Annotated in this window: 23 protein-coding genes and 1 pseudogene; 19 read left to right on the top strand and 5 right to left on the bottom strand. The window is 54.0% G+C overall.

Annotated features, from left to right (window positions below):
- Positions 1–778 precede the first annotated feature (778 nt).
- The 4 genes and pseudogenes from C3F35_RS00875 (at position 779) to C3F35_RS00860 (ending at position 4,520) form a co-directional block, all read left to right on the top strand.
- The gene (locus tag C3F35_RS00875) at positions 779–1,018 is read left to right on the top strand and encodes a hypothetical protein (RefSeq protein WP_103792429.1); all 240 of its coding nucleotides are present in this window, start codon (positions 779–781) and stop codon (positions 1,016–1,018) included.
- Complete coding sequence (locus C3F35_RS00870) at positions 1,018–1,332, top strand: hypothetical protein (RefSeq protein ID WP_103792428.1); 315 nt, start codon at positions 1,018–1,020, stop codon at positions 1,330–1,332. Before C3F35_RS00875 ends, C3F35_RS00870 begins: the two co-directional genes overlap by 1 nt.
- 147 nt (positions 1,333–1,479) lie before the next feature.
- A pseudogene (locus tag C3F35_RS00865) lies at positions 1,480–2,775 on the top strand (MFS transporter); the annotation flags it as partial.
- Between the two features lie 281 nt (positions 2,776–3,056).
- On the top strand, positions 3,057–4,520 hold the full coding sequence (locus tag C3F35_RS00860) for a mannitol dehydrogenase family protein (protein ID WP_103792426.1): 1,464 nt from the start codon (positions 3,057–3,059) through the stop codon (positions 4,518–4,520).
- A gap of 44 nt (positions 4,521–4,564) precedes the next feature.
- Here C3F35_RS00860 and ydfZ read toward each other — a convergent pair whose 3' ends face one another.
- Positions 4,565–4,768 carry a putative selenium delivery protein YdfZ gene (ydfZ, locus tag C3F35_RS00855; protein WP_032618022.1) on the bottom strand — a complete coding sequence of 68 codons (204 nt, stop codon included), beginning with the start codon at positions 4,766–4,768 and terminating at the stop codon, positions 4,565–4,567.
- Positions 4,769–5,032: 264 nt separating this feature from the next.
- Between ydfZ and C3F35_RS00850 the strand changes: the two genes are divergently transcribed.
- Positions 5,033–5,464, top strand: a complete 432-nt coding sequence (locus C3F35_RS00850) for a universal stress protein (RefSeq protein ID WP_032618023.1) — start codon at positions 5,033–5,035, stop codon at positions 5,462–5,464.
- 40 nt (positions 5,465–5,504) lie between these two features.
- On the opposite strand, the gene C3F35_RS00845 is transcribed toward C3F35_RS00850, so the two are convergent.
- Together C3F35_RS00845 and ydfG are read right to left on the bottom strand one after the other, a co-directional pair.
- Positions 5,505–6,191, bottom strand: coding sequence for a GntR family transcriptional regulator (locus C3F35_RS00845; RefSeq protein WP_103792425.1), 687 nt, complete (start codon positions 6,189–6,191; stop codon positions 5,505–5,507).
- Positions 6,192–6,282: 91 nt separating this feature from the next.
- Positions 6,283–7,029: a bifunctional NADP-dependent 3-hydroxy acid dehydrogenase/3-hydroxypropionate dehydrogenase YdfG gene (gene ydfG / locus C3F35_RS00840; RefSeq protein WP_032618025.1), complete on the bottom strand. Its 747-nt coding sequence runs from the start codon at positions 7,027–7,029 to the stop codon at positions 6,283–6,285.
- Positions 7,030–7,181: 152 nt separating this feature from the next.
- Between ydfG and dcp the strand changes: the two genes are divergently transcribed.
- Entirely contained in the window at positions 7,182–9,227 is a 2,046-nt protein-coding gene (dcp, locus tag C3F35_RS00835; protein WP_103792424.1) for a peptidyl-dipeptidase Dcp, read from the top strand.
- 127 nt (positions 9,228–9,354) lie between these two features.
- On the opposite strand, the gene C3F35_RS00830 is transcribed toward dcp, so the two are convergent.
- Positions 9,355–10,251: a LysR family transcriptional regulator gene (locus tag C3F35_RS00830; RefSeq protein WP_103792423.1), complete on the bottom strand. Its 897-nt coding sequence runs from the start codon at positions 10,249–10,251 to the stop codon at positions 9,355–9,357.
- Positions 10,252–10,403: 152 nt separating this feature from the next.
- On the opposite strand from C3F35_RS00830, the gene C3F35_RS00825 reads away from it, so the two are divergent.
- Together C3F35_RS00825 and C3F35_RS00820 are read left to right on the top strand one after the other, a co-directional pair.
- Positions 10,404–11,600 carry an MFS transporter gene (locus C3F35_RS00825; protein WP_103792422.1) on the top strand — a complete coding sequence of 399 codons (1,197 nt, stop codon included), beginning with the start codon at positions 10,404–10,406 and terminating at the stop codon, positions 11,598–11,600.
- Positions 11,601–11,773: 173 nt separating this feature from the next.
- Entirely contained in the window at positions 11,774–12,322 is a 549-nt protein-coding gene (locus tag C3F35_RS00820; protein WP_233211642.1) for a VOC family protein, read from the top strand.
- Between the two features lie 1,390 nt (positions 12,323–13,712).
- Here the strand turns inward: C3F35_RS00820 and C3F35_RS00810 are convergent.
- The gene (locus C3F35_RS00810) at positions 13,713–14,003 is read right to left on the bottom strand and encodes a Bor family protein (protein ID WP_032618031.1); all 291 of its coding nucleotides are present in this window, start codon (positions 14,001–14,003) and stop codon (positions 13,713–13,715) included.
- Between the two features lie 241 nt (positions 14,004–14,244).
- Between C3F35_RS00810 and C3F35_RS00805 the strand changes: the two genes are divergently transcribed.
- From C3F35_RS00805 to C3F35_RS00750, 11 genes are all read left to right on the top strand, one after another.
- Positions 14,245–14,691, top strand: coding sequence for a GNAT family N-acetyltransferase (locus C3F35_RS00805; RefSeq protein WP_103792420.1), 447 nt, complete (start codon positions 14,245–14,247; stop codon positions 14,689–14,691).
- Positions 14,692–14,754: 63 nt separating this feature from the next.
- On the top strand, positions 14,755–15,075 hold the full coding sequence (locus tag C3F35_RS00800) for a hypothetical protein (protein WP_032618032.1): 321 nt from the start codon (positions 14,755–14,757) through the stop codon (positions 15,073–15,075).
- Between the two features lie 297 nt (positions 15,076–15,372).
- The gene (locus tag C3F35_RS00795; RefSeq protein ID WP_032618033.1) at positions 15,373–16,476 is read left to right on the top strand and encodes a cobalamin-independent methionine synthase II family protein; all 1,104 of its coding nucleotides are present in this window, start codon (positions 15,373–15,375) and stop codon (positions 16,474–16,476) included.
- Positions 16,477–16,679: 203 nt separating this feature from the next.
- On the top strand, positions 16,680–17,951 hold the full coding sequence (gene urtA, locus C3F35_RS00790) for an urea ABC transporter substrate-binding protein (RefSeq protein WP_077227520.1): 1,272 nt from the start codon (positions 16,680–16,682) through the stop codon (positions 17,949–17,951).
- A gap of 24 nt (positions 17,952–17,975) precedes the next feature.
- Positions 17,976–19,550 carry an urea ABC transporter permease subunit UrtB gene (gene urtB / locus C3F35_RS00785; RefSeq protein WP_103792419.1) on the top strand — a complete coding sequence of 525 codons (1,575 nt, stop codon included), beginning with the start codon at positions 17,976–17,978 and terminating at the stop codon, positions 19,548–19,550.
- Positions 19,550–20,623, top strand: a complete 1,074-nt coding sequence (urtC, locus tag C3F35_RS00780) for an urea ABC transporter permease subunit UrtC (protein ID WP_077227521.1) — start codon at positions 19,550–19,552, stop codon at positions 20,621–20,623. Before urtB ends, urtC begins: the two co-directional genes overlap by 1 nt.
- Positions 20,623–21,414: an urea ABC transporter ATP-binding protein UrtD gene (gene urtD / locus C3F35_RS00775; protein ID WP_077227522.1), complete on the top strand. Its 792-nt coding sequence runs from the start codon at positions 20,623–20,625 to the stop codon at positions 21,412–21,414. The genes urtC and urtD overlap by 1 nt, the downstream gene beginning before the upstream one ends.
- Before the next feature lie 9 nt (positions 21,415–21,423).
- A complete protein-coding gene (gene urtE, locus C3F35_RS00770) occupies positions 21,424–22,122 on the top strand; it encodes an urea ABC transporter ATP-binding subunit UrtE (protein WP_077227523.1) in 699 nt (232 codons plus the stop codon).
- Positions 22,123–22,190: 68 nt separating this feature from the next.
- Positions 22,191–22,832 carry a metal-binding protein ZinT gene (gene zinT, locus C3F35_RS00765; protein WP_032618128.1) on the top strand — a complete coding sequence of 214 codons (642 nt, stop codon included), beginning with the start codon at positions 22,191–22,193 and terminating at the stop codon, positions 22,830–22,832.
- Between the two features lie 145 nt (positions 22,833–22,977).
- The gene (locus tag C3F35_RS00760; RefSeq protein WP_103792418.1) at positions 22,978–23,694 is read left to right on the top strand and encodes a hypothetical protein; all 717 of its coding nucleotides are present in this window, start codon (positions 22,978–22,980) and stop codon (positions 23,692–23,694) included.
- A 214-nt stretch (positions 23,695–23,908) separates the two neighbouring features.
- The gene (locus C3F35_RS00750; RefSeq protein ID WP_059307982.1) at positions 23,909–24,388 is read left to right on the top strand and encodes an Hcp family type VI secretion system effector; all 480 of its coding nucleotides are present in this window, start codon (positions 23,909–23,911) and stop codon (positions 24,386–24,388) included.
- Positions 24,389–24,435 lie beyond the last annotated feature (47 nt).

Here is a 24,435-nt window from a genome sequence, read left to right as displayed (position 1 = left end):
CCTGTATCAGAGTAAGCTGTTTGTTTGTGCTGGTTTCTTTTGCCTGCTTAATAGGCAGGCTTTTTTTTGCGATGTTGATAAGGAGTCTCGGATGGCGAGTGTTGCTTTGTTAGCCGTTTTGTTTGTGCTTATCGTGTCGGGGCTTATCGGCCTCTTAGGGACGTTATTAAATATTTGGTGCGATAAGGAGCAAGTTTAAATACCGCTTAAAATGATGCCTGGTCCGACCATGACTACCAGAACATTAAGGATTATTAAACTATCCTTTAGCTAACATGATGAGGTGTAGTGGATCAGCTAACAGCTTGGAGGCATCATACCTGCTATGAAATTCATTTGTCCTGTTTGCAGAAGTAATCGGTTCTTTTTCACCTCCTTCAATCCCGAGCAAAATCTGCCACACGGCGCGGTATGTTCCGTATGCGGAACCCGGCTTACTAAGCGCTCCATCCTTCCAACTCCGCGCAGAAGGCGATGGCCTAAACAGGTGGTTTAATCATTTGTGACACGAAGCGGCTTGCGATGATCGATGCAGTCCTTAGGGGTTTACATGACTCATTCCGAAACCAGCCACATATTGGCTTCTTCGAAAACTTCTCCCAGTATGCCCAGCATCGGCTTAACCTCTGTCTCTGAAAAATTTCTATGCACTCGCTTGGTTAATTCGGCAGTACAACCAGATGTTCAGCAGTAATTATCAATAGGCACAGCCTCCTTGCCCTGGCCCTTCCTTAAAACTACTGTATGAATACACAGTAGTAATAAATGAGAGGTCACCATGCCCCGTCAATCAGAAATTAACTCGGCTTTCCACGCTGCTATTCAGCTTAACCCCAAGGGCTATCGGTGCTTGCGCACTGAAGACTTTATCCGCGAGTTGGCAAAGGTCCATTGGCATTTCAGCCGAGCCGACGCCAACGAGTGGATACAGCGCTACCAGCCAGATTTCACGGATAAGACAACTGACGGAACCGATAATCACTACTGGATCCTGCGCAACATGGGAATGGTTCACTGATGGGCTTCGTATCTCCGGCAACCGATTATGTCGAGCAGCGCCTGTCCCCGGCCAGCATTTGCACCACGAACGAAAGTCGCATCCTGGAAACGTCAACCGGGTTTGCGGTGATCGAGCCGGTCACCCGGTTGGTGCAGGGGCAGGTGCTGCTGATCCTCAGCGGCGGGCGTACGCAGTTCGCTCGGGTCATGGAAAAAGCGTTAATCACGGAGGACGGCGAAGCGATTGAGGGCGCGGCGGCCGAAGAAGTCGAGGTTATGGGTAGGGTGACGTTTTTCATCAACAGCGCGATGGAGGATGATGGCGTGGTGTGATGGGGTATTGGGGCATGGGTGGGACATAAAAGTGCCGCAGATGATATGCAAAAGAACAAATGGATGCATTTCACTAGCGGCAAGTTACTGTTAAATACTCAGGAATTAAGGACAATCCCACAAAGACCCGTTACAGCGCTTTAAATCATGGACTTCCAGCTTTACTCGCTGGGCGCAGCCTTAGTCTTTCACGAGATCTTCTTCCCGGAACAGTCGGCGGCGATGGCACTGATTCTGGCGATGGGGACCTACGGTGCGGGCTATATTGCCCGTATCGTCGGGGCCTTTATCTTCGGCAAAATGGGCGATCGCGTGGGGCGCAAAAAGGTGCTGTTTATCACCATCACCATGATGGGGATCTGTACCACCCTGATCGGTGTACTGCCGACCTATGCGCAAATTGGAATCTTCGCGCCGGTGCTGCTGGTGACGCTGCGTATTATCCAGGGGCTGGGCGCGGGTGCCGAAATCTCCGGCGCGGGCACTATGCTGGCGGAATATGCCCCGAAAGGGAAACGCGGCATTATCTCTTCGCTTGTCGCCATGGGCACCAACTGCGGGACCCTCAGCGCCACGGCGATCTGGGCGGTGATGTTCTTTGCTCTCGACCGTGAAGAGCTGCTGGCCTGGGGGTGGCGTGTGCCGTTCCTGGCCAGTGTGGTGGTGATGATCTTTGCCATCTGGCTGCGTATGAATCTTAAAGAGAGTCCGGTGTTTGAGCAGGTCAATGCTGAAGAAGCCCCGGCGCAGGCCGCCGCGCAGGAAAATACCCTGGGAGCGATGGTGAAGAGCAAATCGTTCTGGCTGGCGACAGGCTTGCGTTTCGGCCAGGCGGGTAACTCCGGTCTGATCCAGACGTTCCTTGCGGGCTATCTCGTACAGACGCTGCTGTTCAACAAAGCCATCCCGACGGATGCCCTGATGATCAGCTCCATCCTTGGCTTTATTACCATTCCGTTGCTGGGCTGGTTGTCTGATAAATATGGCCGTCGTCTGCCTTATATTTTGCTGAACATTTCCGCCATTATTCTGGCCTATCCGATGCTGTCGCTCATTGTCGATAAATCGAATACGCCGGGAGTGATCATGACGTCCATCATCGTGATCCATAACTTTGCCGTACTGGGCTTGTTTGCGCTGGAAAATATCACCATGGCCGAAATATTCGGCTCCCGTAACCGCTTCACCCGAATGGCGATATCGAAAGAGGCGGGCGGTCTGGTGGCGGTTGGTTTTGGTCCGGTGCTGGCGGGGATCTTCTGCAACATGACCGGTTCCTGGTGGCCAATTGCGGTGATGGTGGTGGTCTACTCCGTTATCGGCCTGATCTCAGCCTTGCTGATGCCGGAAGTGCGTGACCGTGACCTGAGCATCCTTGGCGATGCCGCAGAAGACAAAGCTGCTGCGCTGGGTATGAACAATAAACATCGCGTTATCTCCTGATATCTGATGACTCTCCTGCCGATGCAGGGGAGTCTTTTTTTATCCCTCTCTACGCGGTTTACCGCATTGTGATTTACATCGAAAGCTGTCACACAACTTTCAATGTATGTCACACCAGATGGTGAAAAGTTAACGTAAATCAATATCCCGCTGACAACAATCAGTATGGTTAACCACAGAGAATTTTTTATTCCATCTACCATTCTAGTTGGGTTAGTGCGTCGGGTCAGGGGTTAACACCCGCCCGCAACGCCTGCTTAATCACATTGACGAGTGCTAACATGAAAAATCCGTTATTACATGCGCAAGCCACGCTGCCTCACTACAATCGCGATAACCTCAAGTCGCGCATCGTGCATCTGGGTTTTGGCGCCTTTCATCGCGCCCATCAGGCGGTATATACCGATATGCTGGCAGCAGAGCACGACAGCGACTGGGGATACTGCGAGGTCAACCTGATTGGCGGTGAGCAGCAGATCGCGGATCTCAAGGCGCAGGATAATCTTTACACCGTGGCAGAAATGTCAGCCGATGCCTGGACGGCGCGAGTGGTGGGTGTGGTCAAAAAAGCGCTGCACGCCCAGGTGGATGGGCTGGAAGCGGTACTGGCTGCTATGTGTGAACCGCAGGTGGCGATCGTCTCGTTAACCATCACCGAGAAAGGCTACTGTCACTCGCCCGCCACCGGGGAGTTAATGCTGGATCACCCGTTAATCGCTGCCGATCTGCAACAACCGCATACCCCGGTTTCCGCCGTCGGCGTGGTCGTAGAAGCGCTGGCGCGACGCAAAGCGGCGGGTCTGCCTGCCTTTACGGTAATGTCCTGCGATAACATGCCAGAGAACGGCCATGTGATGCGCAATGTCACCTGTGCTTATGCCCGCGCGGTGGACAGCGAACTGGCTGACTGGATCGACGCGAACGTGACCTTCCCGTCCACCATGGTGGATCGCATTGTGCCTGCCGTCACGGCCGATACTCTGACGAAAATTGAACAAATTACCGGCGTACGCGACCCGGCAGGGGTGGCCTGTGAGCCGTTCCGTCAGTGGGTAATCGAAGATAATTTCGTGGCCGGGCGACCGCAGTGGGAAAAAGCCGGCGCGGAGCTGGTGGCCGATGTGGTGCCTTTCGAAGAGATGAAGCTGCGCATGCTTAATGGCAGCCACTCGTTCCTGGCCTATCTTGGATATCTGGCGGGTTATCAGCACATCAATGACTGCATGGAAGACAGCCATTACCGCGCTGCTGCACATGCCCTGATGCTGAACGAGCAGGCACCGACGTTAAAAGTAAAAGGTGTCGATTTAGCACGTTATGCAGACCTGCTGATTGCGCGTTACAGCAACCCGGCATTGCGCCACCGTACCTGGCAGATTGCTATGGACGGCAGTCAGAAGTTACCGCAGCGTATGCTGGACTCTGTGCGCTGGCATCGTGCGCATCAGCGCAGCTTCCCGTTACTGGCGCTGGGTATTGCGGGTTGGATGCGCTATGTAGGGGGCGTCGATGAACAGGGAACAGCCATTGACGTCTGCGATCCGCTGCTGTCAGCGATTCAGGAAGCGGTAAAGAGCAGTGCCGAAGGTGAGAGCCGGGTCAACGCGCTGCTGGGCATTGAAGCGATCTTTGGTAATGAGTTACCGCTGGACGGGGTCTTTATCGACGCGGTGATAAGCGCGTATCTCACTCTGCTGGAGAAAGGGGCGAAAGCCACGGTCGCACAATACGCTGCGGCAATCTGACGCCATTCCATGCCGCCGTTCGCGGCGGCATGACGCTGCACGAATTAGTGCATCCCCAGACGGATCAGTTCAACTGGTTCGAAGCGGCCTTCATAGCCTTCTACTTCTACCGTTTTACTGCGACGTAATTGTGCGGCACTCAGCCCTTCGCCGTGAATGGCGCTGATTTTGCCTGTGTTGCCAGTGCTGCTAATCATTACGCGGCTGCCGGTGGTAATAGCATTACGGTTACGGTCGTAAGTCATCATAATAATTTCTCCTTTCTAACAAACCGAAGCGACATGTAATTTCCTGCCGCTCACGGGGGGCTATTAATACGCCTGTTGGCTGCTGCTGTTTTTGTTTTCGATCAATATCACACTTTTTTATCGGGACTGTGAATAAGCGCAGCCGGACAGTTCTTTACGTATATTGATAGTTACATACTGAAATCGTTTAAGGTTGGTTTGATATTGCCCTGTCATCCTTAAGTCCTCAGGAAAAGAATTTATCGTTATTAAGGAGAAGGGCGTATGTATAAGAAAATATTAATGCCAGTTGATGTCTTTGAAATGGAGTTAAGCGATAAAGCGGTACGGCATGCCAGTTTCCTTGCCCGTGCGGATAACGCCAGCATCACGCTGCTCAACGTTCTGCCCGTCAACAGTAGGGCCATGCTGCGCGGTTTTTCTGCTGATATTAAAAAGTTTGAAACCTATATGGCCGCAGAGTCAGAGAAAAAGCTCAGGGATTTAAAACGTTTATTTGATATTGACCCGGCACATATTCATACAGAAGTGCGCTTCGGTAGCGTTCGCGATGAAATAATAGCGATGAGTGCCGAAGGGGAATATGACGTCATCGTCATCGGCTCAAAAAAACCGGGGATTACGACCCATCTGCTGGGTTCAAATGCAGAATCAGTATTACGCTACGCCAAATTACCGGTTCTTGTCGTACGATAATAACGCGCTGCATCCCGACCCGGGTCGGGATGCGCAATCATTACTCTTCGCTGAACCAGTCGCTGTTTTCCTGACGAATTAACTGCACCGACTCGCCAATTTCCTGCAGATGCAGGGTCATCGCTTTTTCCACCCCATCAGCGTCGCGTTTTCCCAGCGCGCTGAAAATATCATGATGCTGACGCAGCAACATTTCAGGTGGCGAGACATGGTTAAGGCTCATATAGCGCACCCGGTCTATGGTGGCCTTGATATTTTCGATGGTATCCCAGGCCAACTGGCAGTCGGCAATTTGCGCCAGCTTCTGGTGAAACTCGTCATCCAGCTGGAAAAAATCATTCAGCTGTTTACGTTCAATGGCGATGCGCTGCTGATGCAGGTTTTGCTCAATCAGGTAGCACTGATGATCGTCGATAAGACTCGCCGCCCGCCGCACCACTGCGCACTCAATAGCCTGACGCACAAAACAGCCATTACGCACCTGAGTAAGGGAGATTTTATTGACGTAACTGCCGCGCTGAGGGCGGATCTGAATCAGGCCGTTTTCAGCCAGCTTAATAAAGGCTTCGCGAACCGGCTGGCGGGAGACATCAAAGCGGACCGACACCTCTTTTTCAGAGAGCGGCGTTCCCGGCGGGATCAAACAATGCACAATGTCGCTGCGCAAAATTCGGTAAATCTGCTGATTAACAGGTTGGGTAGGATTAAGTTGCGATTCAGCGGCCATTGGTTGTGATTTCTCAGAAAATTAACCGATAAATACTACCATTCTTTTGTCGGGCATCCCAGACCTGGCCCGCAGACCAGGTCTGGAAAAATCATCCGCGATGGACGCTCAGACCGGCAAAGCTCTGGCTGACCGGCATCATTTCAACGGTGTTAATGTTGACGTGCTTCGGCAGGGTCGCCACCCACCAGACGGCTTCGGTGACATCATCCGGCGTCAGGGCAGTAGTGTTTTCGTAGGTTTTACCGGCTTTGTCATCATCGCCTTTGAAGCGCACGTTGGAGAACTCGGTCCCGCCAACCAGACCCGGCTCGATATCCGTCACGCGGATAGCGGTGCCGTGCAGATCGGTGCGCAGGTTCAGGCTGAACTGACGCACAAACGCTTTGGTCGCGCCATAGACATTGCCGCCCGCGTAAGGCCAGCTACCCGCAGTGGAGCCGATGTTGATCACATGGCCGCGGTTGCGCTCGACCATACCTGGCAGCACAGCGCGGGTCATATAGACCAGGCCTTTGTTGTTGGTGTCGATCATCGTTTCCCAGTCTTCAACGCTGGCTTTGTGCGCAGGCTCCAGCCCCAGCGCCAGCCCGGCATTGTTGACCAGCACGTCGATGTCGCGCCATTCCGCCGGCAGGTTAGCGATCATCTCTTCAATGGAGGCGCGGTTACGCACGTCCAGCTGCGCGGTCAGAATGCTGTCGCCAAGCTCCTCTTTCAGCTCCTGCAGACGCTCCTGACGACGGCCGGTGGCAATCACCTTATGGCCGTTGGCGACGAAGCGACGCGTGATGCTTTCACCAAAACCTGCTGTCGCCCCGGTAACTAAAATTATCATGTCACTGTTCCTCAACGCTTTTTGTGTAGTACTACCATAGCATGTGATCTGGCGCAGAGTAAGGCCACTTTTTGCTCCGTCGGGTGACAACGATTGCAGCGACTGCCGGGCTGGCCTACTCTGGTGAGATTCATCATATTCAGGAGTCTGATATGTCTGGCACTAACCCCTTTTTCGCAAACAGCCTGCTACCGTACCAGGCGCCGCATTTTGATCTGATTGACGACAGTCACTATCGCCCGGCCTTTGACGAAGCCATTCGCCAGAAACGCGACGAGATCGCAGCCATCGCCGGGTCTGCGGCAGCACCTGACTTTAACAATACCGTGCTGGCGCTGGAGCACAGCGGCGGCCTGCTGAGCCGGGTGAGCAATGTTTTCTTTGCCATGACCTCGGCGCACACCAATGATTATTTGCAGCAGCTGGAAGAGGCGATCGCCACCGAGCTGGCGGCGCTGTCCAATGATATCTGGCTGAATGACGCCCTCTTTGCCCGGGTGGATGCAGTTTACCAGGCGCGGCAGACGATGGCGCCGGACGCAGAGTCTCTGCGCCTGATCGAGGAGCTGCACCAGCGCTTTATCCTCGCCGGTGCCCGGCTGGGAGAGGCGGAAAAACAGGCCCTGAAGGCGATCAATACCGAATCGGCGACGCTCACCAGCCAGTTTAACCAGCGTCTGCTGGCCGCCGATAAAGCGGGTGGGCTGGTGGTGGATTATCCTCATCAGCTTGATGGCCTGAGCAAGGCCGAACTGGATGCGGCTGCCAGGGCGGCGGCGGATAAGGGGTTGAGCGATCGCTGGTTGATCCCGCTGCTCAACACTACTCAGCAACCGGCCCTGCAACAGCTGCGAGACCGCCAGACCCGGGAAAATCTGTTCAAAGCAGGCTGGCTGCGTACGCAAAAAAACGATGCCAACGACACGCGCGAGCTGGTTCGTCGTCTGGTTGCGCTGCGGGCGCGTCAGGCTGAGCTGTTGGGCTTCGACAGCTACGCAAGCTGGAAAATTGCCGATCAGATGGCAAAAACCCCTGATGCTGCGCTGGCGTTTATGCGCGGTATCGTCCCGGCCGCACGGGGTCGTGCACTGCTGGAACAGGCCGATATCCAGAAGGTGATTGATGACGAGCAGGGCCGCTTTGACGTGCAGGCCTGGGACTGGCTATTTTACGCTGAACGTGTGCGGCTGGCGAAGTACGCCCTGGATGAATCACAGGTTAAACCCTATTTTGCCCTTAACCGGGTGCTGAACGACGGCGTATTCTGGGCGGCGACCCAACTGTTCGGCATTACCTTTGCAGAGCGCAATGACATCCCGGTTTATCATCCTGACGTGCGGGTCTGGGAGATTTTTGACCAGAACGGCGAAGGAATGGCGCTGTTTTACGGTGACTTCTTCGCCCGCGACTCAAAAGGCGGCGGGGCGTGGATGGGTAACTTTGTCGAACAGTCCCATGAATTCGGGACGCGTCCGGTGATTTATAACGTCTGTAACTATCAAAAACCGGCGGAAGGCCAACCCGCGCTGATCTCCTGGGATGATGTGATCACTCTGTTCCACGAGTTTGGTCACACCCTGCACGGGCTGTTTGCCAGCCAGCGTTACGCTACGCTCTCTGGCACCAACACACCGCGCGATTTTGTGGAGTTCCCGTCGCAAATCAACGAGCACTGGGCCAGCCATCCGCAGGTCTTCGCTCACTATGCGCGCCACTATGAAACCGGGGAGCCGATGCCCGACGCGTTGCGCGAGAAAATGCTCAGTGCCACCCAGTTCAATAAAGGCTATGACATGACCGAACTGCTCAGCGCCGCGCTGCTGGATATGAACTGGCATGGGTTAAGTGCCAGCGAAGCGCCAGACGATGTGGAGGCATTTGAAGTCGCCGCGCTGGAGCGTGAGCAATTGCATCTCCCCGCCGTACCGCCGCGCTATCGCAGCTCCTACTTTGCTCATATCTTCGGCGGCGGCTATGCGGCAGGTTATTACGCCTATCTCTGGACGCAAATGCTGGCCGACGACGGCTATCAGTGGTTTGTGGAGCAGGGCGGACTGAATCGCGAAAACGGGCAGAAATTCCGTGAGGCGATTTTGTCCCGCGGGAATAGCTCTGATTTAGCTGAACTTTATCGGGCATGGCGTGGACACGATCCGCAGATTGAGCCGATGCTGGTGAATCGCGGGTTAACTGCGTAGGGCTTTTTCAGGCTGGAAGCAAAACCGGGCGCAATGCCCGGTTTTTTGTGCTTAAATTCTTTATTGCGGTGAAATTGGTCATCACTGCGAAGCCGACCCCCTGGCTGGAACGCCCTTATCTCTCTTTTTAAGACTCCATCTCCGCAAAGAGGGTACCGACCATAAAGTCTATGAACACACGTATTTTAGGCGAAAGGTATTTACTGGATGGCCAGAGCAGCCTGAACGTGCCCTGATGATCAATATATTTATCCAGTACGCGTAACAGTTTGCCTGTAGCCACGGCCTGACGCACCATGAAGTCAGGCAGGCACGCAATACCCAGACCTGCCGTCGCGACATCCAACAAGGCTGCCGAGGTGTTACATACCATCGTTGTGGGGAGTTTCAGCTCCTCAGCGTCAGGTCCACACGTCAGAGGCCAGGGCTCCAGCCTGCCGGTGCTCGGAAATCGGTGATGCAGGCAGGCATGATGGGATAGCTCTGCAGGAAGCTCTGGCACTCCATGGCGTTTAAGATAGTCCGGGGAGGCGACCAGCTGCAGCCGGTAGCTGCCCAGCGGACGGGACATGAGGCGTGAATCCGTAGGTTCGCCGGTGCGCATCACCACATCAAAACCTTCTTCTATCACATCCACCATGCGATCTGAAAAATCAACATCCAGCTCAACCGCAGGATAACGAAGCATAAAGGCGGTTAGCGCTGGCATCACCAGCGGGCCAACGAGAGGCAGGCTGATGCGCAGACGCCCGCTGGGCATCTGTTGAGTTTCAGACAGCTCCAGCTCGGCGGCTTCAACTTCACTCAGGATCCTGCGGCAACGCTCAAGAAATAGCGTCCCTTCAGCGGTCAAGGTGATGCTGCGCGTGCTGCGATGAAAAAGGCGAACGCCCAGACGTTCTTCCAGCCGGGATATGCTTTTGCCTACTGCTGATGAAGATACACCAAGGCTGCGCCCGGCCCCGGAAAAACTGCGGGCTTCCGCTGCCTGCACGAAAAAGGCGATGCCGTTAAGGGATTCCATTGCTTACCCATTTAAGAATATTTGTCCGATATGTCATGAACATTAGCATTATTGTCTTGCTCAGGTAACGCCTTCACTATGACCGGGACCACTAAATGCGTGTCTGTTTCAGGCACCAGACATCCGACTCTCATATCTGATAAGGCATATTTATGACAAATATTACCGCCGCATCCGGGCAAAATACGCAAAGCGCCCCTCTACCGCTCGCTTCACTTCTGGCCCTGGCACTGGCGGGTTTTATTACCATTTTGACGGAGACTCTGCCGGCAGGATTGCTGCCGCAGATTAGCGCTGGCATGAATATTTCAGGCGCAATGGCGGGGCAGTTCGTCACGCTTTACGCTGTCGGATCGCTGGTTGCTGCCATTCCCCTGATCACAGCGACACAGGGCGTACGCCGACGCCCGTTATTACTGTTGGCCCTGGCCGGGTTTGTTGTGACTAACACCGTCACTGCGTTCTCCCTTAACTATGTCATGACGATGATTGCGCGGTTTATGGCGGGGGTTTCAGCGGGGCTTGTGTGGGCGCTACTGGCGGGCTATGCAGCGCGCATGGTGCCGGTTGAGCAGAAAGGACGGGCTATTGCCATTGCGATGGTCGGTACGCCGCTAGCTCTGTCGCTTGGTGTACCCGCCGGAACGTTCCTGGGTGGCCTGGTCGGATGGCGCATGTGTTTCGGTATCATCAGTGTGATGGCTATAACGCTGATGGTATGGGTGCGCTTCCTGGTGCCTGACTTCCCGGGGCTGGCAGCGGGTAAGCGCCTGCCGCTGGGACAGGTGTTCACGCTTGCAGGTGTCCGCCCGGTGTTGTTTGTCGTGCTGACTTTTGTGATGGCGCATAACATCTTATACACCTATATCGCGCCATTTCTGGCATCCGCAGGGATGGCCGAACGAACAGACCTGATACTTCTGGTGTTTGGCGTTGCTTCGTTGCTGGGCATTTGGGTTATCGGCGTATTCGTTGACAGATGTTTGCGTACGTTGGCGCTCATCAGCACGGCACTGTTCGCTCTGTCTGCGCTGGTACTGTGGGTCATGGGTGATATCCCCGCTGCTGTCTACACGGCAGTCGCTGTCTGGGGGCTTTCCTTTGGTGGCGCAGCAACGTTATTCCAGACCGCCATTGCCAGGACCGCTGGCGACGCTGCTGACGTGGCACAGTCAATGCTGGTCACGGCCTGGAATCTGGCGATTGCCGGTGGCGGATTTTTCGGTGGCTTACTGCTGGGATCGTTAAGTGTCAGCGCATTTTCACCTGCAGTTGTCATGTTGCTCCTCCTGGCGCTGGCCGTTATCTGGGCGGCCAGGCAGAAAGGATTTCCGACGGAATCGGCTTAACAGGCAATAAAACGCCTTCTATGCATTAAACCTGAAGGCGTTATCTCGCAGCACTCACGTCCGTTTGTGGCATTTATCAGAGGATATTGCTTCATCTGTAAAAAACGTGTAACCCGCTTTTTGTGACAAATACGACATTTCTGCCATGCTTAAACATCTGAGATATCAATCTCATGAATAGCATCGAATGGAGGATTTTAATGATTCGCGGTATAGAACACATTGGCATTACGGTTACCGATCTTGGTCAAGCTGAAGCATTTTTCTGTCAGGCGCTGGGTGCCTCAGTCCTTTATCGTTTGGTGGCATCTGACAATCCGGATCAGACCATCACAGGCGATAAAATGTCCCCTCTGAATGGTTTTCCCGCGGAAATGAACCTCACAGGATTAGCCATGTTACGTCTGGCTAACGGCTGCAACGTTGAACTCTTTCAGACCTCTCCCGCTGTTCAGGACCAACCCGCCAGTCCTGGCCAGCGGGGAATTAATCATTTCTCGCTTTATACAGATGATATCCATAAGACCGCTGCCGACATGCGTTTACACGGAGCAAAGATGTTTGATGGGCCGTCAGACTGTTTCGCCCAGGAAGAGGGTGAAGGTAACCAGACGTGGTTTGGCATGACGCCGTTTGGCGTATTAATTGAATTAATATCCCTTCCAGCCGGTGTTCACTACGATGAAGGGGCTACAGAACGTCGTTGGATACCGAAGGGCTGATTTAACGGAGCCACACCTATTTATGTGTCGCGGTTTGAAAGCTGGATGCTGATGCTGCTTCAATATTGAAACCACAGATAAGGTGAATCCTTATCGATAAGTAATTTGCTGGCAACGACATGATCAAAGGGAGAAGCTTTGACATCGTTGCCACTCCAGCAATCATAGACTTTTCACGTAACGCATGTTTTTCATTAATATTCCGCCCAATAACCTGAAGAGAATATTCACTTTCCAAATAATTACCCCATGTTAATTCAGATTTCCCCATATACGTAATAGGCGCGGGTTAGTTGCGATACCGTGGGTGCGGTATGGCGATAAGTAAGGTCTTACCGCTCAGCAGGGCTTACGGGTGCTGATACGCTGCGCAGGGCGTGAGCAGAACGAATGGCGGCGAAATTTTATATTATTAATAAAAGGGTAAATTAAATGTATCTTTTAGAATCCGGCCCACGTAGAGTGCCTGGGTGGTGAATCCCCCTAAGCGGTGGGGCGGCCAGGCAAAAGCAGTCGGGTTTTTTGAACGCGGTTCTGTGGTCTGGCACAGAGTCACCGGGAGGCACCCGGCACTACAATGCCATCACAATAGTGTTCTTAGGCTGCCATTGGGTGGCCTTTTTACTCTGCGTCAGAACTGAAAATGACGCGGCGTCAATTACACAATCCGCTTGGCTTCTTGAGTGGTCCGCATTCTCCGAAATCCAGCAGGACGTATCCTTTTGACTTCATACAGTCCTCTACTTTATTCGTTCTGGTAATGAGCTGGTCTATTGTCTCGCCAGGTTGCAGGGCGTTACGACGAAATTTTTCATCCCATGAATTAAGCGACAATTTTTTATTAACGCCACACTCGTAGAGATCGTTTCGGCGTTTCTGAACATTGGTGTGTCCCATGGTCTCTGGTTTCTGGAACGTCTGAATATAGGGGAAGGAGGTGTAATTTGTTGAGTCCATATCGGCGACTACACAACCGGTTAACCCCATACAACAGACCAGACTGAGGTTTCGTATCCCGCGCATTATTTAATTTCTCCATCTTAATGTATTCAACATCTCGTGGCCCGGTTTTCCTGGGAGTCTCTCTTTATAGCACACCGCATGCTGGCCCTGGCGTCACAATGAGTCCGGCGGGTATCAATATTTGAAGGATAATTGCGCTTGTTCACAATCGGTGATTGAACCGATGCCGGTGATCGCGGGTTAGACGTAGGAGTTTTTTCAGGCTGGAAACAGAATCGGTCGAGATATCGATTTTCTCTTCCCAGACCCCCAGGGAAAGTTCAGAAGGAGTGACGGTGATTATTTTGCCAGCAGAAGGATAAGCGCAATGAAGAATATTCAGACAGGGTAAGAATGTCAGCAGGATTAAATCCTGCTGACTGCGTCTTTATTTGGCGCAATAAACGCGCGCTTCACGCGGCGTATAAATACCAAAAGTAAGAACGCCCAGCAGGCCATTCACAAAAGTCTGCTGTACTTCAGTGCGAACGACTTTGTCTGCGCTACCGCACACCTGCGCTGCATCGATTTGTTTGGATTGCCCAATTCCGCTAACAAAGAAATGGTGTGTTGTGACTTTCTGTGGCTCGAATGCAGTCCCTTTGTTTACCGAAAAGGATTGCTGCGCACAGCCGGAAACCGCACCCGCAATCAGCGCTACCATAATTAACTTTTTCATAAATGACCTTATTGTTTGTATGATTCATAAAAATGATGACACGATTGAAGAACGCGACATATTAGACCAGTAGCGGGGCGGTATAATAAGCAAACTATAACCAAAAAAATACCCGGTATTTTTTCGTCATAATCCGGGCTTATCATTCTGTGATCATCTGACTCACCAAAAAAGCATATTGTAGATAGCATTCTAAAATGTTATTTAAACGTTACCTTTTTGAATTTTTAGAGCGCCCCGGATGTTGGAAGATTTCACATTTATCGAAACCCCTCCTTCAGCTGAAGATTTTTGCCGTTTACGCACCCTCGCCGGACTTTCACCCCGAAATCTGGACGCCGCAAGAAAAGGACTCCCCGCGAGCTGCTACGCGGTGCATATCCTTCACAAGGGGATACCCGTAGGGATGGGAAGAGTGGTTGGCGATGGCGCACTGAATTTTGAGGTTGTGGATATCGCGGTCGATCCGAATTTTCAGGGCAAGGGCTTAGGCAGAGCCATCATGGAACATATCATGGGCTGGCTGAGCAAAAATGCCTGGGACGGCACCTATATCTCTCTGGTGGCGGATGTTCCTGCACTCTATGAAAAGTTCGGCTTTCAATATGTTTCACCTGCCTGCGAAGGTATGGCGATCAGCTGGAATAAAACGAGCGCCAACGATCCCGCTCAGTCAGGCAATAAATGAAGATTGCTCTTTCAACATTCAGACCAATGCCGGACAAGAGACATTAATGGACAGGACACGATAATGGATTTTTCCCCTTTACTGCATGCGTTAGCTGCAATGACGATCCAGTGCCTCTGCGGCCTGCGATGGGGCAGATGGGGCATCGGCGGTGCATTGGGTTCGCTGTGGTTTATCGCCCGGGAACAGACGCAGGCTGAATACCGCTGGATCGCGCTGTTCGGCCAGGGTAAGCGCGCCAACATGCCGTGGTGGGGCGGATTTGACTGGCAGGTGTGGAATGTGGCGAGCCTGCTCGACTGGCTGGTACCGGTTGTGGCCTGTACTGCCGTCTGGCTTGTTGCGCGCTATCGCTCATCTTCAAACAGCACAAACACCGTTTAACCTTCATTTATCTTGCGCATGCTAACCTGGTCAGGATCCGCAGCCCGGTATGGAATGCCGGGTCCGTAGATTTCAAAATACAAATCTATCCATGCAAGCATTTACCGCCAGTCTCTGGCGGTTTTTTTTGACATGCTGACCAACATGAATTTTTTTCAACACCCATGAATTTTTCTCGTTTGCCGGAAGGCGGCTGCTGTGACATCTTTTGGACATATAGCCATCCAGAAGTCTAAATGTTCAAATAATGAATTATCACTGTCGGCAATTACCTGGCGGCAGTTAAAGGAGATAAGCATGCAGCGACAACACGCCCCGAACCGTGCCGATGTGGTAGGCAGTTTCTTACGTCCCGACGCCATCAAAGAGGCGCGAGTAAAATTCGCCAGCGGTGAGATCGACGCGCAGCAGCTGCGAGCGGTAGAAGATGAAGCGATTCGCCATGTGGTAGAGCAGCAGTGCGCCTGCGGCCTGCAGGTGGTTACCGATGGCGAGTTCCGTCGTGCCTGGTGGCATTTTGATTTCTTCGACGGCCTGCAGGGCGTGGAGCGTTACGACTCGAACCAGGGCATTCAGTTCAACGGCGTGCAGACCAAAGCCCACGGAGTGCGCGTTACGGGCAAGCTGGGGTTCGGCAGCCATCCGATGCTGGAGGACTTCCGCTATCTGCAGAGCGTCAGTGGCAACGCCCAGCCGAAGATGACCATTCCCAGCCCGAGCGTGCTGCATTTCCGTGGCGGCCGCAAAGATATCGACGCCACTGTCTACCCGGATCTGGATGTCTATTTTGACGACCTGGCGCAAACCTGGCGCGATGCCATTCACGCTTTCTATGCGGCGGGCTGTCGCAACCTGCAGCTGGACGACACCGTCTGGGCCTACCTCTGCTCCGACGATCAGCGCCGCCAGATCCGCGAGCGTGGCGATGACCCGGACCAGCTGGCGCGTACCTATGCCCGGGTGCTGAACAAGGCGCTGGAAGGCAAGCCGGAGGATCTGACCATCGGGCTGCATGTCTGTCGCGGGAATTTCCGTTCGACCTGGATCTCCGAAGGGGGATACGAACCGGTAGCTGAAATCCTGTTTGGCACCGTCAATGTCGATGCCTTCTTCCTGGAGTATGACAACGATCGCAGCGGCGACTTTGCCCCGTTACGCTTTGTGCGTCCGGGCAAACAACAGGTGGTGCTGGGGTTAATCACCACCAAAAGCGGCGAGCTGGAGAACCCGGAAGGGGTGAAAGCGCGTCTCGAAGAGGCGGCAAAATATGTAGCGAAAAGCCAGATCTGCCTCAGCCCGCAGTGCGGCTTTGCCTCTACTGAAGAGGGCAACGCCCTGACCGAAGCCCAGCAGTGGGACAAGGTTCGCCTGGTTACTCAAATCGCCAGCGAAGTCTGGTAATTGCTTATCCACAGCGTTGCATTAATAAAGTGCAACGCTGTGCCATTCTGATCCGTCCCTGCCTTTAAAACCCTCTCCAGCCCCCTGATCTCACTGATTTTTCGTTCTGGCATCCTTTTTGCTCTCTTTAATCCTGATTGCTTTTTCTGCGTCCACGCCGTAACGGACGATTTCGCACAGCTTTCTTTTCAGGAGTGAAAATCATGCATCGTCGTACCTTGTTAAAAGCGTTTGCTTTATCGGCCTCTGTGGTGGCCATGGGGATGAGTTTCAGCGTGCAGGCAGCCGACACCATCAAGATTGGCATCATGCATTCGCTCTCCGGCACGATGGCCATTTCTGAAACGCCGCTGAAAGACGTGGCGCTGATGACCATCGACGAGATCAACGCCAAAGGCGGCGTGCTGGGCAAAAAACTGGAGCCGGTGGTGGTGGATCCCGCCTCTAACTGGCCGCTGTTCGCCGAGAAGGCCCGTCAGCTGTTAAGCCAGGATAAGGTGGCGGCAGTCTTCGGCTGCTGGACCTCGGTCTCCCGCAAATCGGTCCTGCCGGTATTCGAGGAGCTGAACGGCCTGCTGTTCTACCCGGTGCAGTACGAGGGCGAAGAGATGTCGCCGAACGTCTTCTACACCGGCGCCGCACCTAACCAGCAGGCTATTCCGGCGGTGGAATACCTGATGAGCGAAGATGGCGGGGCGGCGAAGCGCTTCTTCCTGCTGGGCACAGACTACGTTTACCCGCGCACCACCAACAAAATTCTGCGCGCTTTCCTACATTCCAAAGGCGTTCAGGATAAAGACATCGAAGAGGTCTACACCCCGTTCGGCCATAGCGATTACCAGACTATCGTCGCCAGCATCAAGAAATTCTCTGCCGGAGGCAAAACCGCGGTGGTCTCCACCATCAACGGTGACTCCAACGTTCCGTTCTATAAAGAACTGGCTAACCAGGGCGTAAAAGCCACCGACGTGCCGGTCGTTGCTTTCTCGGTCGGGGAAGAGGAGTTGCGCGGCATCGATACCAAACCGCTGGTGGGCAATCTGGCAGCGTGGAACTACTTCGAATCGGTGGATAACCCGGCCAACCAGGCCTTCGTCGCAGCCTATAAAAACTGGGCCAAAGCGCAGAAGCTGCCAAACGCCGGAACGGTGGTGACCAACGATCCGATGGAAGCCACCTACGTGGGGATCCACATGTGGGCGCAGGCGGTGGAAAAAGCCGGCACGACCGACGTGGATAAAGTGCGCGCCGCGATGGCGGGTCAGTCCTTCAAAGCGCCATCGGGCTTTACCCTGACCATGGATGCCACCAACCACCACCTGCATAAGCCCGTAATGATTGGCGAAATCGAAGGCAACGGCCAGTTCAACGTGGTGTGGCAGACCGAAGCGCCAGTGCGTGCCCAGCCGTGGAGTCCGTTTATCGCCGGGAATGATAAAAAGCCCGACACCCCGATCAAAACGGCCAGCAACTGATCCTGATCCGAAAGAGGTAAAGCCATGAACGTCATGCGCATGATCTTCGCTCTCGTATGGCTTGCCGGACTGCTGCCAGGGATGGCGCAGGCAACGGACGCCGATAACTTTGTCGCTGCCAGCCGCAGCCAACAGGCAGCCATGCTGGAGCAGTGGGCCGCCGCGCCCGAGCCAGCCCGGCTGGCGCTGCTGCGCGCATTGCAGCAGGAAAATGTCTTTGTCGATACCAACAAACACGCCTTTACCCGCGAAAGCGGCGAGTTAACTGCGCTCGGTGAGGTCGCGCAACCGCAAGGGGCCACCAAAGCCGTGCGGCTTACCAACCGCCTGCGGGTACTGGCCGCCACGGCGCTCGCCACTCATCAGCTGACAGGTGACAGTGTCACCGAAAGGCTGGCCGCTGCCCGGCAGCTCCAGCGCGACCCGCAACCGCAGATGCTCCCTTTTTTGCAGCGTCAGCTTGCAAGCGAACGCGACGAGGCGGTGCGTCAGGTACTGGCCCTCGCCGTTGCCAGCCTGCAACTGAACAGCACCCAGCCAGCGGTACGCCAGCAGGCGGTCACGCTGCTGGGCGAATCGAGCGACCCGGAAGTGCAGGCCCGGCTACTGCCTTATACCCAGGCGCAGACCGAGCCGGATGCCGGGGTGCGTGAGGCCGCCGCCGCAAGTCTGCGTCAGATCCAGCACCGTCAGACCATCAGCGATCTGCTCGGTCAGGCATTTATGGGGCTGTCCCTCGGCTCCATTCTGCTGCTGGCCGCCCTCGGGCTGGCGATCACCTACGGCTTGCTGGGGGTAATCAATATGGCGCATGGGGAAATGCTGATGCTCGGCGCCTACGCCACCTGGATGGTGCAGCAGGCGATGGCGCAGTTTACGCCGCAGTGGCTCGCCTTCTATCCGCTGGTGGCGCTGCCGGTGGCGTTCGGACTTACCGCTGCGGTGGGGATGGCGCTGGAGCGCACCGTGATCCGCCACCTGTACGGTCGTCCCCTGGAAACCCTGCTCGCCACCTGGGGGATCAGCCTGATGCTGATCCAGCTGGTTCGCATGATTTTTGGCGCGCAAAACCTCGAAGTCGCGAACCCGGCGTGGCTCTCCGGCGGCGTGCAGGTCTATGCCAGCCTGATCCTGCCGTGGAACCGGCTGGTGGTGTTGGGCTTTGTGCTGCTGGTGCTGTTTTTCACCTGGCTTATCCTCAATAAAACCCGGCTGGGGCTGAACGTGCGGGCGGTAACGCAAAACCGCAGCATGGCGGCCTGCTGCGGGGTGCCTACCGGGCGCGTTGATATGCTGGCCTTTGGGCTGGGATCCGGCATTGCCGGGCTTGGCGGGGTGGCGCTGTCGCAGCTGGGCAACGTCGGGCCGGAGCTGGGCCAGAGCTATATCATCGACTCCTTCCTGGTGGTGGTTCTCGGCGGTGTCGGGCAACTGGCTGGCAGCGTGGCGGCCGCCTTCGGGCTGGGCATTTTCAATAAGATCCTCGAACCGCAGATGGGTGCCGTTCTCGGCAAAATCGTGATCCTGGTGGCGATTATCCTGTTTATTCAGAAGCGTCCGCAGGGGTTGTTTGCATTGAAAGGGAGGGTAATCGACTGATGAGCCAGCCACTGACCTTAACCCTGGCGCGGAAAGCGCCACGCAGCGTACCAATACTGCTCGGCCTGATCCTCGCCGCTCTGCTGGTACTGCCGTTTCTGGCGCTGCTGCCCGCGACGCACCCGCTGGCGGTCTCCACCTGGATGCTGACGCTGGTGGGCAAAATCCTCTGCTATGCCATTGTTGCCGTGGCGCTGGATCTGGTGTGGGGCTACGCCGGCATGCTGTCGCTGGGCCACGGCCTGTTTTTCGCCCTCGGCGGCTACGCGATGGGGATGTATCTGATGCGCCAGGCAGCGGGCGACGGCCTCCCGGCCTTTATGTCCTTTCTCTCCTGGAGCGAATTGCCCTGGTTCTGGTGGGGCACACAGCATTTTGCCTGGGCGCTGGTGCTGATTGTGCTGGTACCCGGGCTGCTGGCGCTGCTGTTCGGCTGGTTTGCCTTCCGCTCAAAAATTAAAGGGGTCTACTTTTCGATCATGACCCAGGCGCTGACCTTTGCCGGGATGCTGCTGTTCTTCCGCAATGAGACCGGCTTCGGCGGCAACAACGGCTTTACCGGCTTCACCACGCTGCTGGGCTTTTCGGTCACCGCTACCTCTACGCGCATAGCCCTGTTTCTGGCCACTGTGCTGTTGCTGGCGGCGTCGCTGGCAGTGGGATACGCCCTGGCAAAAAGTAAGTTTGGCCGCATCCTGACGGCAGTGCGCGATGCGGAAAACCGGCTCACCTTCTGCGGCTACGATCCACGCGGTTTTAAGCTGCTGGTCTGGACGCTCTCGGCGGTGTTGTGCGGGCTGGCGGGTGCGCTGTACGTCCCGCAGGTTGGGATCATCAACCCCGGCGAGATGTCGCCGACCAACTCCATCGAAGCAGCAATCTGGGTGGCGCTGGGTGGTCGCGGCACGCTGATCGGCCCGGTGATAGGCGCCGCGCTGGTCAACGGTGCAAAAAGCGTGTTCACCGTGGCGATGCCGGAGTACTGGCAGCTGTTTCTTGGGCTGATCTTTATTGCCGTCACGCTGTTTTTACCCCGCGGCGTAATGGGTCTGTTTCGCAAGGGAGATCAGTAATGAGCGATCAACTCTTTACCCGTCAGTTGCCCGGGGATCGCTATCGCGATCGGACCGACCCGGTGTTGCAGCTGGAGAACATCAACGTCAGCTTCGACGGTTTTAAAGCGCTTACCGATCTGTCGCTCAATATTGGCGTCGGCGAGCTGCGCTGCGTGATTGGCCCGAACGGCGCGGGTAAAACCACGCTAATGGATGTTATCACCGGGAAAACGCGTCCCCAGAGCGGGCGAGCGCTGTACGACCAGTCAACGGATCTCACCACCCTCGATCCGATCGCCATTGCCCGTCAGGGTATCGGTCGCAAGTTTCAGAAGCCGACGGTGTTTGAAGCTTTGACGGTGTGGGAAAACCTTGAGCTGGCGATGAAAGGGGATAAATCCGTGTGGGCCAGCCTGCGCGCCCGGCTGAACAGCGAGCAGGAAGACAGGATCCACGAGATGCTGAGCCTGCTCCGCCTCGGTGCCGAGCGTCATCGCCGGGCGGGCCTGCTCTCCCACGGACAGAAGCAGTTTCTTGAGATCGGCATGCTGCTGGTGCAGGAGCCGCATCTGTTGCTGCTGGATGAACCGGCCGCCGGAATGACCGACGCCGAAACCGAGTACACCGCCGAGCTGTTTCGCACCCTGGCGGGCAAACACTCGCTGATGGTGGTGGAGCATGACATGGGCTTTGTCGAAACCATCGCCGATCACGTCACCGTCCTGCATCAGGGCCGGGTATTAGCGGAAGGCTCGCTGCGCGACGTGCAGGCCAACGAGCAGGTGATTGAAGTCTATCTCGGACGCTAAGGAGCGTGGATGCTACAGGTTAACGAACTGAATCAGTATTACGGCGGGAGCCACATCCTGCGCGGGGTCAGCTTTGAAGCGTTGACCGGGGAGGTCACCTGTCTGCTGGGGCGCAACGGGGTGGGCAAGACCACGCTGCTGAAATGCCTGATGGGGCTGATCCCGGCGCGTAACGGCGAGATCCTCTGGCAGGGTAAAGCCATCACCCACGCAAAACCGCATCAGCGGGTGCAGGCCGGGGTGGCCTATGTGCCGCAGGGACGGGATATCTTTCCCCGCCTGACGGTAGAGGAGAATTTGCTGCTCGGCTTATCGCGCTTCCCGGCGCGCGAGGCGAAACAGGTACCGGAGGAGATCTGGCAGCTGTTTCCGGTTCTTCAGGAGATGAAGCAACGCCGGGGCGGCGATCTCTCGGGCGGACAACAGCAGCAGCTGGCAATTGGCCGGGCGCTGGCCAGTCGTCCCCAGCTGTTGATTCTTGATGAACCGACGGAGGGGATCCAGCCGTCGGTGATTAAGGAGATTGGTCAGGTGATCCGCCAGCTCGCGAACCGGGGTGATATGGCGATCCTGCTGGTGGAGCAGTTTTACGATTTTGCCGCCGAGCTGGCGGACAGCTATCTGCTGATGTCCCGAGGCAGCATCATTCAGCGCGGGCGCGGCGAGAACATGGCACAGGAGGGCGTTCGCGGCCTGGTGGCGATTTAGGAGGCTTGTTTTGCGGTATGTTATATTATAACATCCATCACTCTTTAAAATGGAGTGAGGACGTTATCTTGGCAGGACATATTGGTAAAATTGCAATGACTCTGGGGGCGATGCTGGTGAGCGGCCAGCTGTACGCCCATTCCCACGGCCACCAGATGACCGAGGCGGAACAAAAAGCTGCTAACGGCGTATTTGACGATAAAGACGTAAAAGACCGGCCGCTGTCCAACTGGGACGGCGTCTGGCAGTCGGTCTATCCGTTTCTGCTGAGCGGCGATCTCGACCCGGTGTTTAAAAAGAAAGCCGAGAAGGACAACAGCAAAACCTTTGACGAGGTGAAGGCCTATTACCGCACCGGCTACGCCACCGACGTGGAGACCATCGGCATCGAGAACAACGTGATGGAGTTCCATACCGGGAAAAACGTCAGCCGCTGTGAATACGTCTCTAACGGCTACAAAATCCTGACCTATGCTTCCGGCAAGAAGGGCGTCCGTTACCTGTTCGAATGTAAAGACGCCAGCAGCAAAGCGCCGAAGTTCGTCCAGTTCAGCGACCACACCATCGGCCCACGCCAGTCTGCGCATTTCCATATCTTTATGGGCAACACCTCCCACGAGGCGTTATTAAAAGAGATGGATAACTGGCCGACCTATTATCCAAACGAAATGTATAACAAGCAGGTGGTGGAGGAGATGCTGCACCATTAATGTTGGCGCTGCCTGTAAGCCGGGTAGAGGCTATGCCTTACCCGGCTTCAATATCTTTAGGAATTCATTAATATTTTCTTCAATTCACGTGTGCTTATATCCCATCATCTAAATTTAAATAAAATGATTTACTGATGGAGGGGGTATGTATTTTAGTGATTCAATTATTACTTCATTACAGGCTGAGAAGATCCTCGCGCTTAAGTTGGATAAAGCGCTGGCAGGTGTAAAGAACAACGTCACTTCAACTCTTAAGCAGATGGGAAATGGTGTTACTCGTGCATCGTATTATACTTCATGTTTTATGGATAATTATCAAGATGTTTGTGCGAAACTTAAACATGATGATATAAGGTTTGTTTCTGGTCTTATTCAATTATATAAAGACCGTGATATCATTTTTGAAATGATTCGTCTGTATATTGAGGTTCATTTTAAAAACAAAACAGAAGGGCGTGTTCAGAATATCCTTCGCAAACTTGTAAGTGCCGGTGTTTATCTATCCACAACGGGGACCACTAACCGACTGCTTATCACTTCTGTGGCAATCGCCGTATGCCAAAGCTATAGTTTTCATGCCATTATACATGAGCGTTTAAGCCAGGCTCGAACGCTTATTTTAAAAAGAAGTGTGACTGCTTCAGCAATATCGCTCAGCGTTTATGGTTTAGTTCATGAAGCCTCAAACTGCGCTGAGAATCTTAAGAAGTTTAATGCTTATTATTATCAGGCGCTGTATGAACGTAATCTTGAAATGATGTATTTCTTGATTGAGCCTTTAATTTCCCGAAGTCCTTATTTAAACCCCATGCTTATATCTGATGATGAACTTGTTGATTTAATTATTAGACTGATGAGATAAATGATGGAGTTTTTAAAGAAATGGTTGAAAGAGGAGTTCCTCTTACTTTTATGGGGGTGGGGGATTTGTTTGTCTATTATTGCATTTGCTATTTTCGCTGTCTCTTACTTCCCTGGATTCGCAATCAAGATGATAGGGTTATTTATTATGTTTCATGTTTGTTTCCACGCTTTTCTTTGGTTTAAATTTAAAAAATAATATAGAGGATAAAAGTATGTCTAACCCAGCGCATTTATGGTTAGTGGATGAGAATGGTTCACCCATTGTAGGCTCCTGTGTTATGCCCGCCCGGCTTGGCTCTATCGAGTTGCGTTCAGTTAGCCACCATGTTTGGTTACCTACGGATCCTAATACGGGCAAACTGACGGCAACCAGACTTCATACGCCTTTAAAGATTCAAAAGGAGTTCGATAGAACCACGCCATTGCTGTTTCGAGCACTTTGCGAAGGCCGAATATTAAAAAAAGCAACGCTGAAGATGTATCAAACCAACGATGCAGGGATTGAAGTGGAGTATTTCAATATTGTCATGCAGAACGTTAAAATTACTGCCATTGCACCAAATTTGCACCCTGGCGGAGTGACCAGCACACATCTTGAAGATATTGAATTACGTTATGAAACAATAATATGGAAGTATACTGAAGGTAATATTTTGTACGAAGATAGCTGGAACAATTATGTAATTGCGTAAAAAGATGAACATTCATCTTCTTTGCTTATCGGCAGTGCCCGGCAAGC

This window comes from Leclercia sp. LSNIH3 (assembly GCF_002935105.1).
GTDB classification, from domain to species: Bacteria; Pseudomonadota; Gammaproteobacteria; order Enterobacterales; family Enterobacteriaceae; genus Enterobacter; species Enterobacter adecarboxylatus.
The sequence above is the reverse complement of the archived record's forward strand: the minus strand, read 5'-3'. Positions and strand labels throughout refer to the sequence as shown.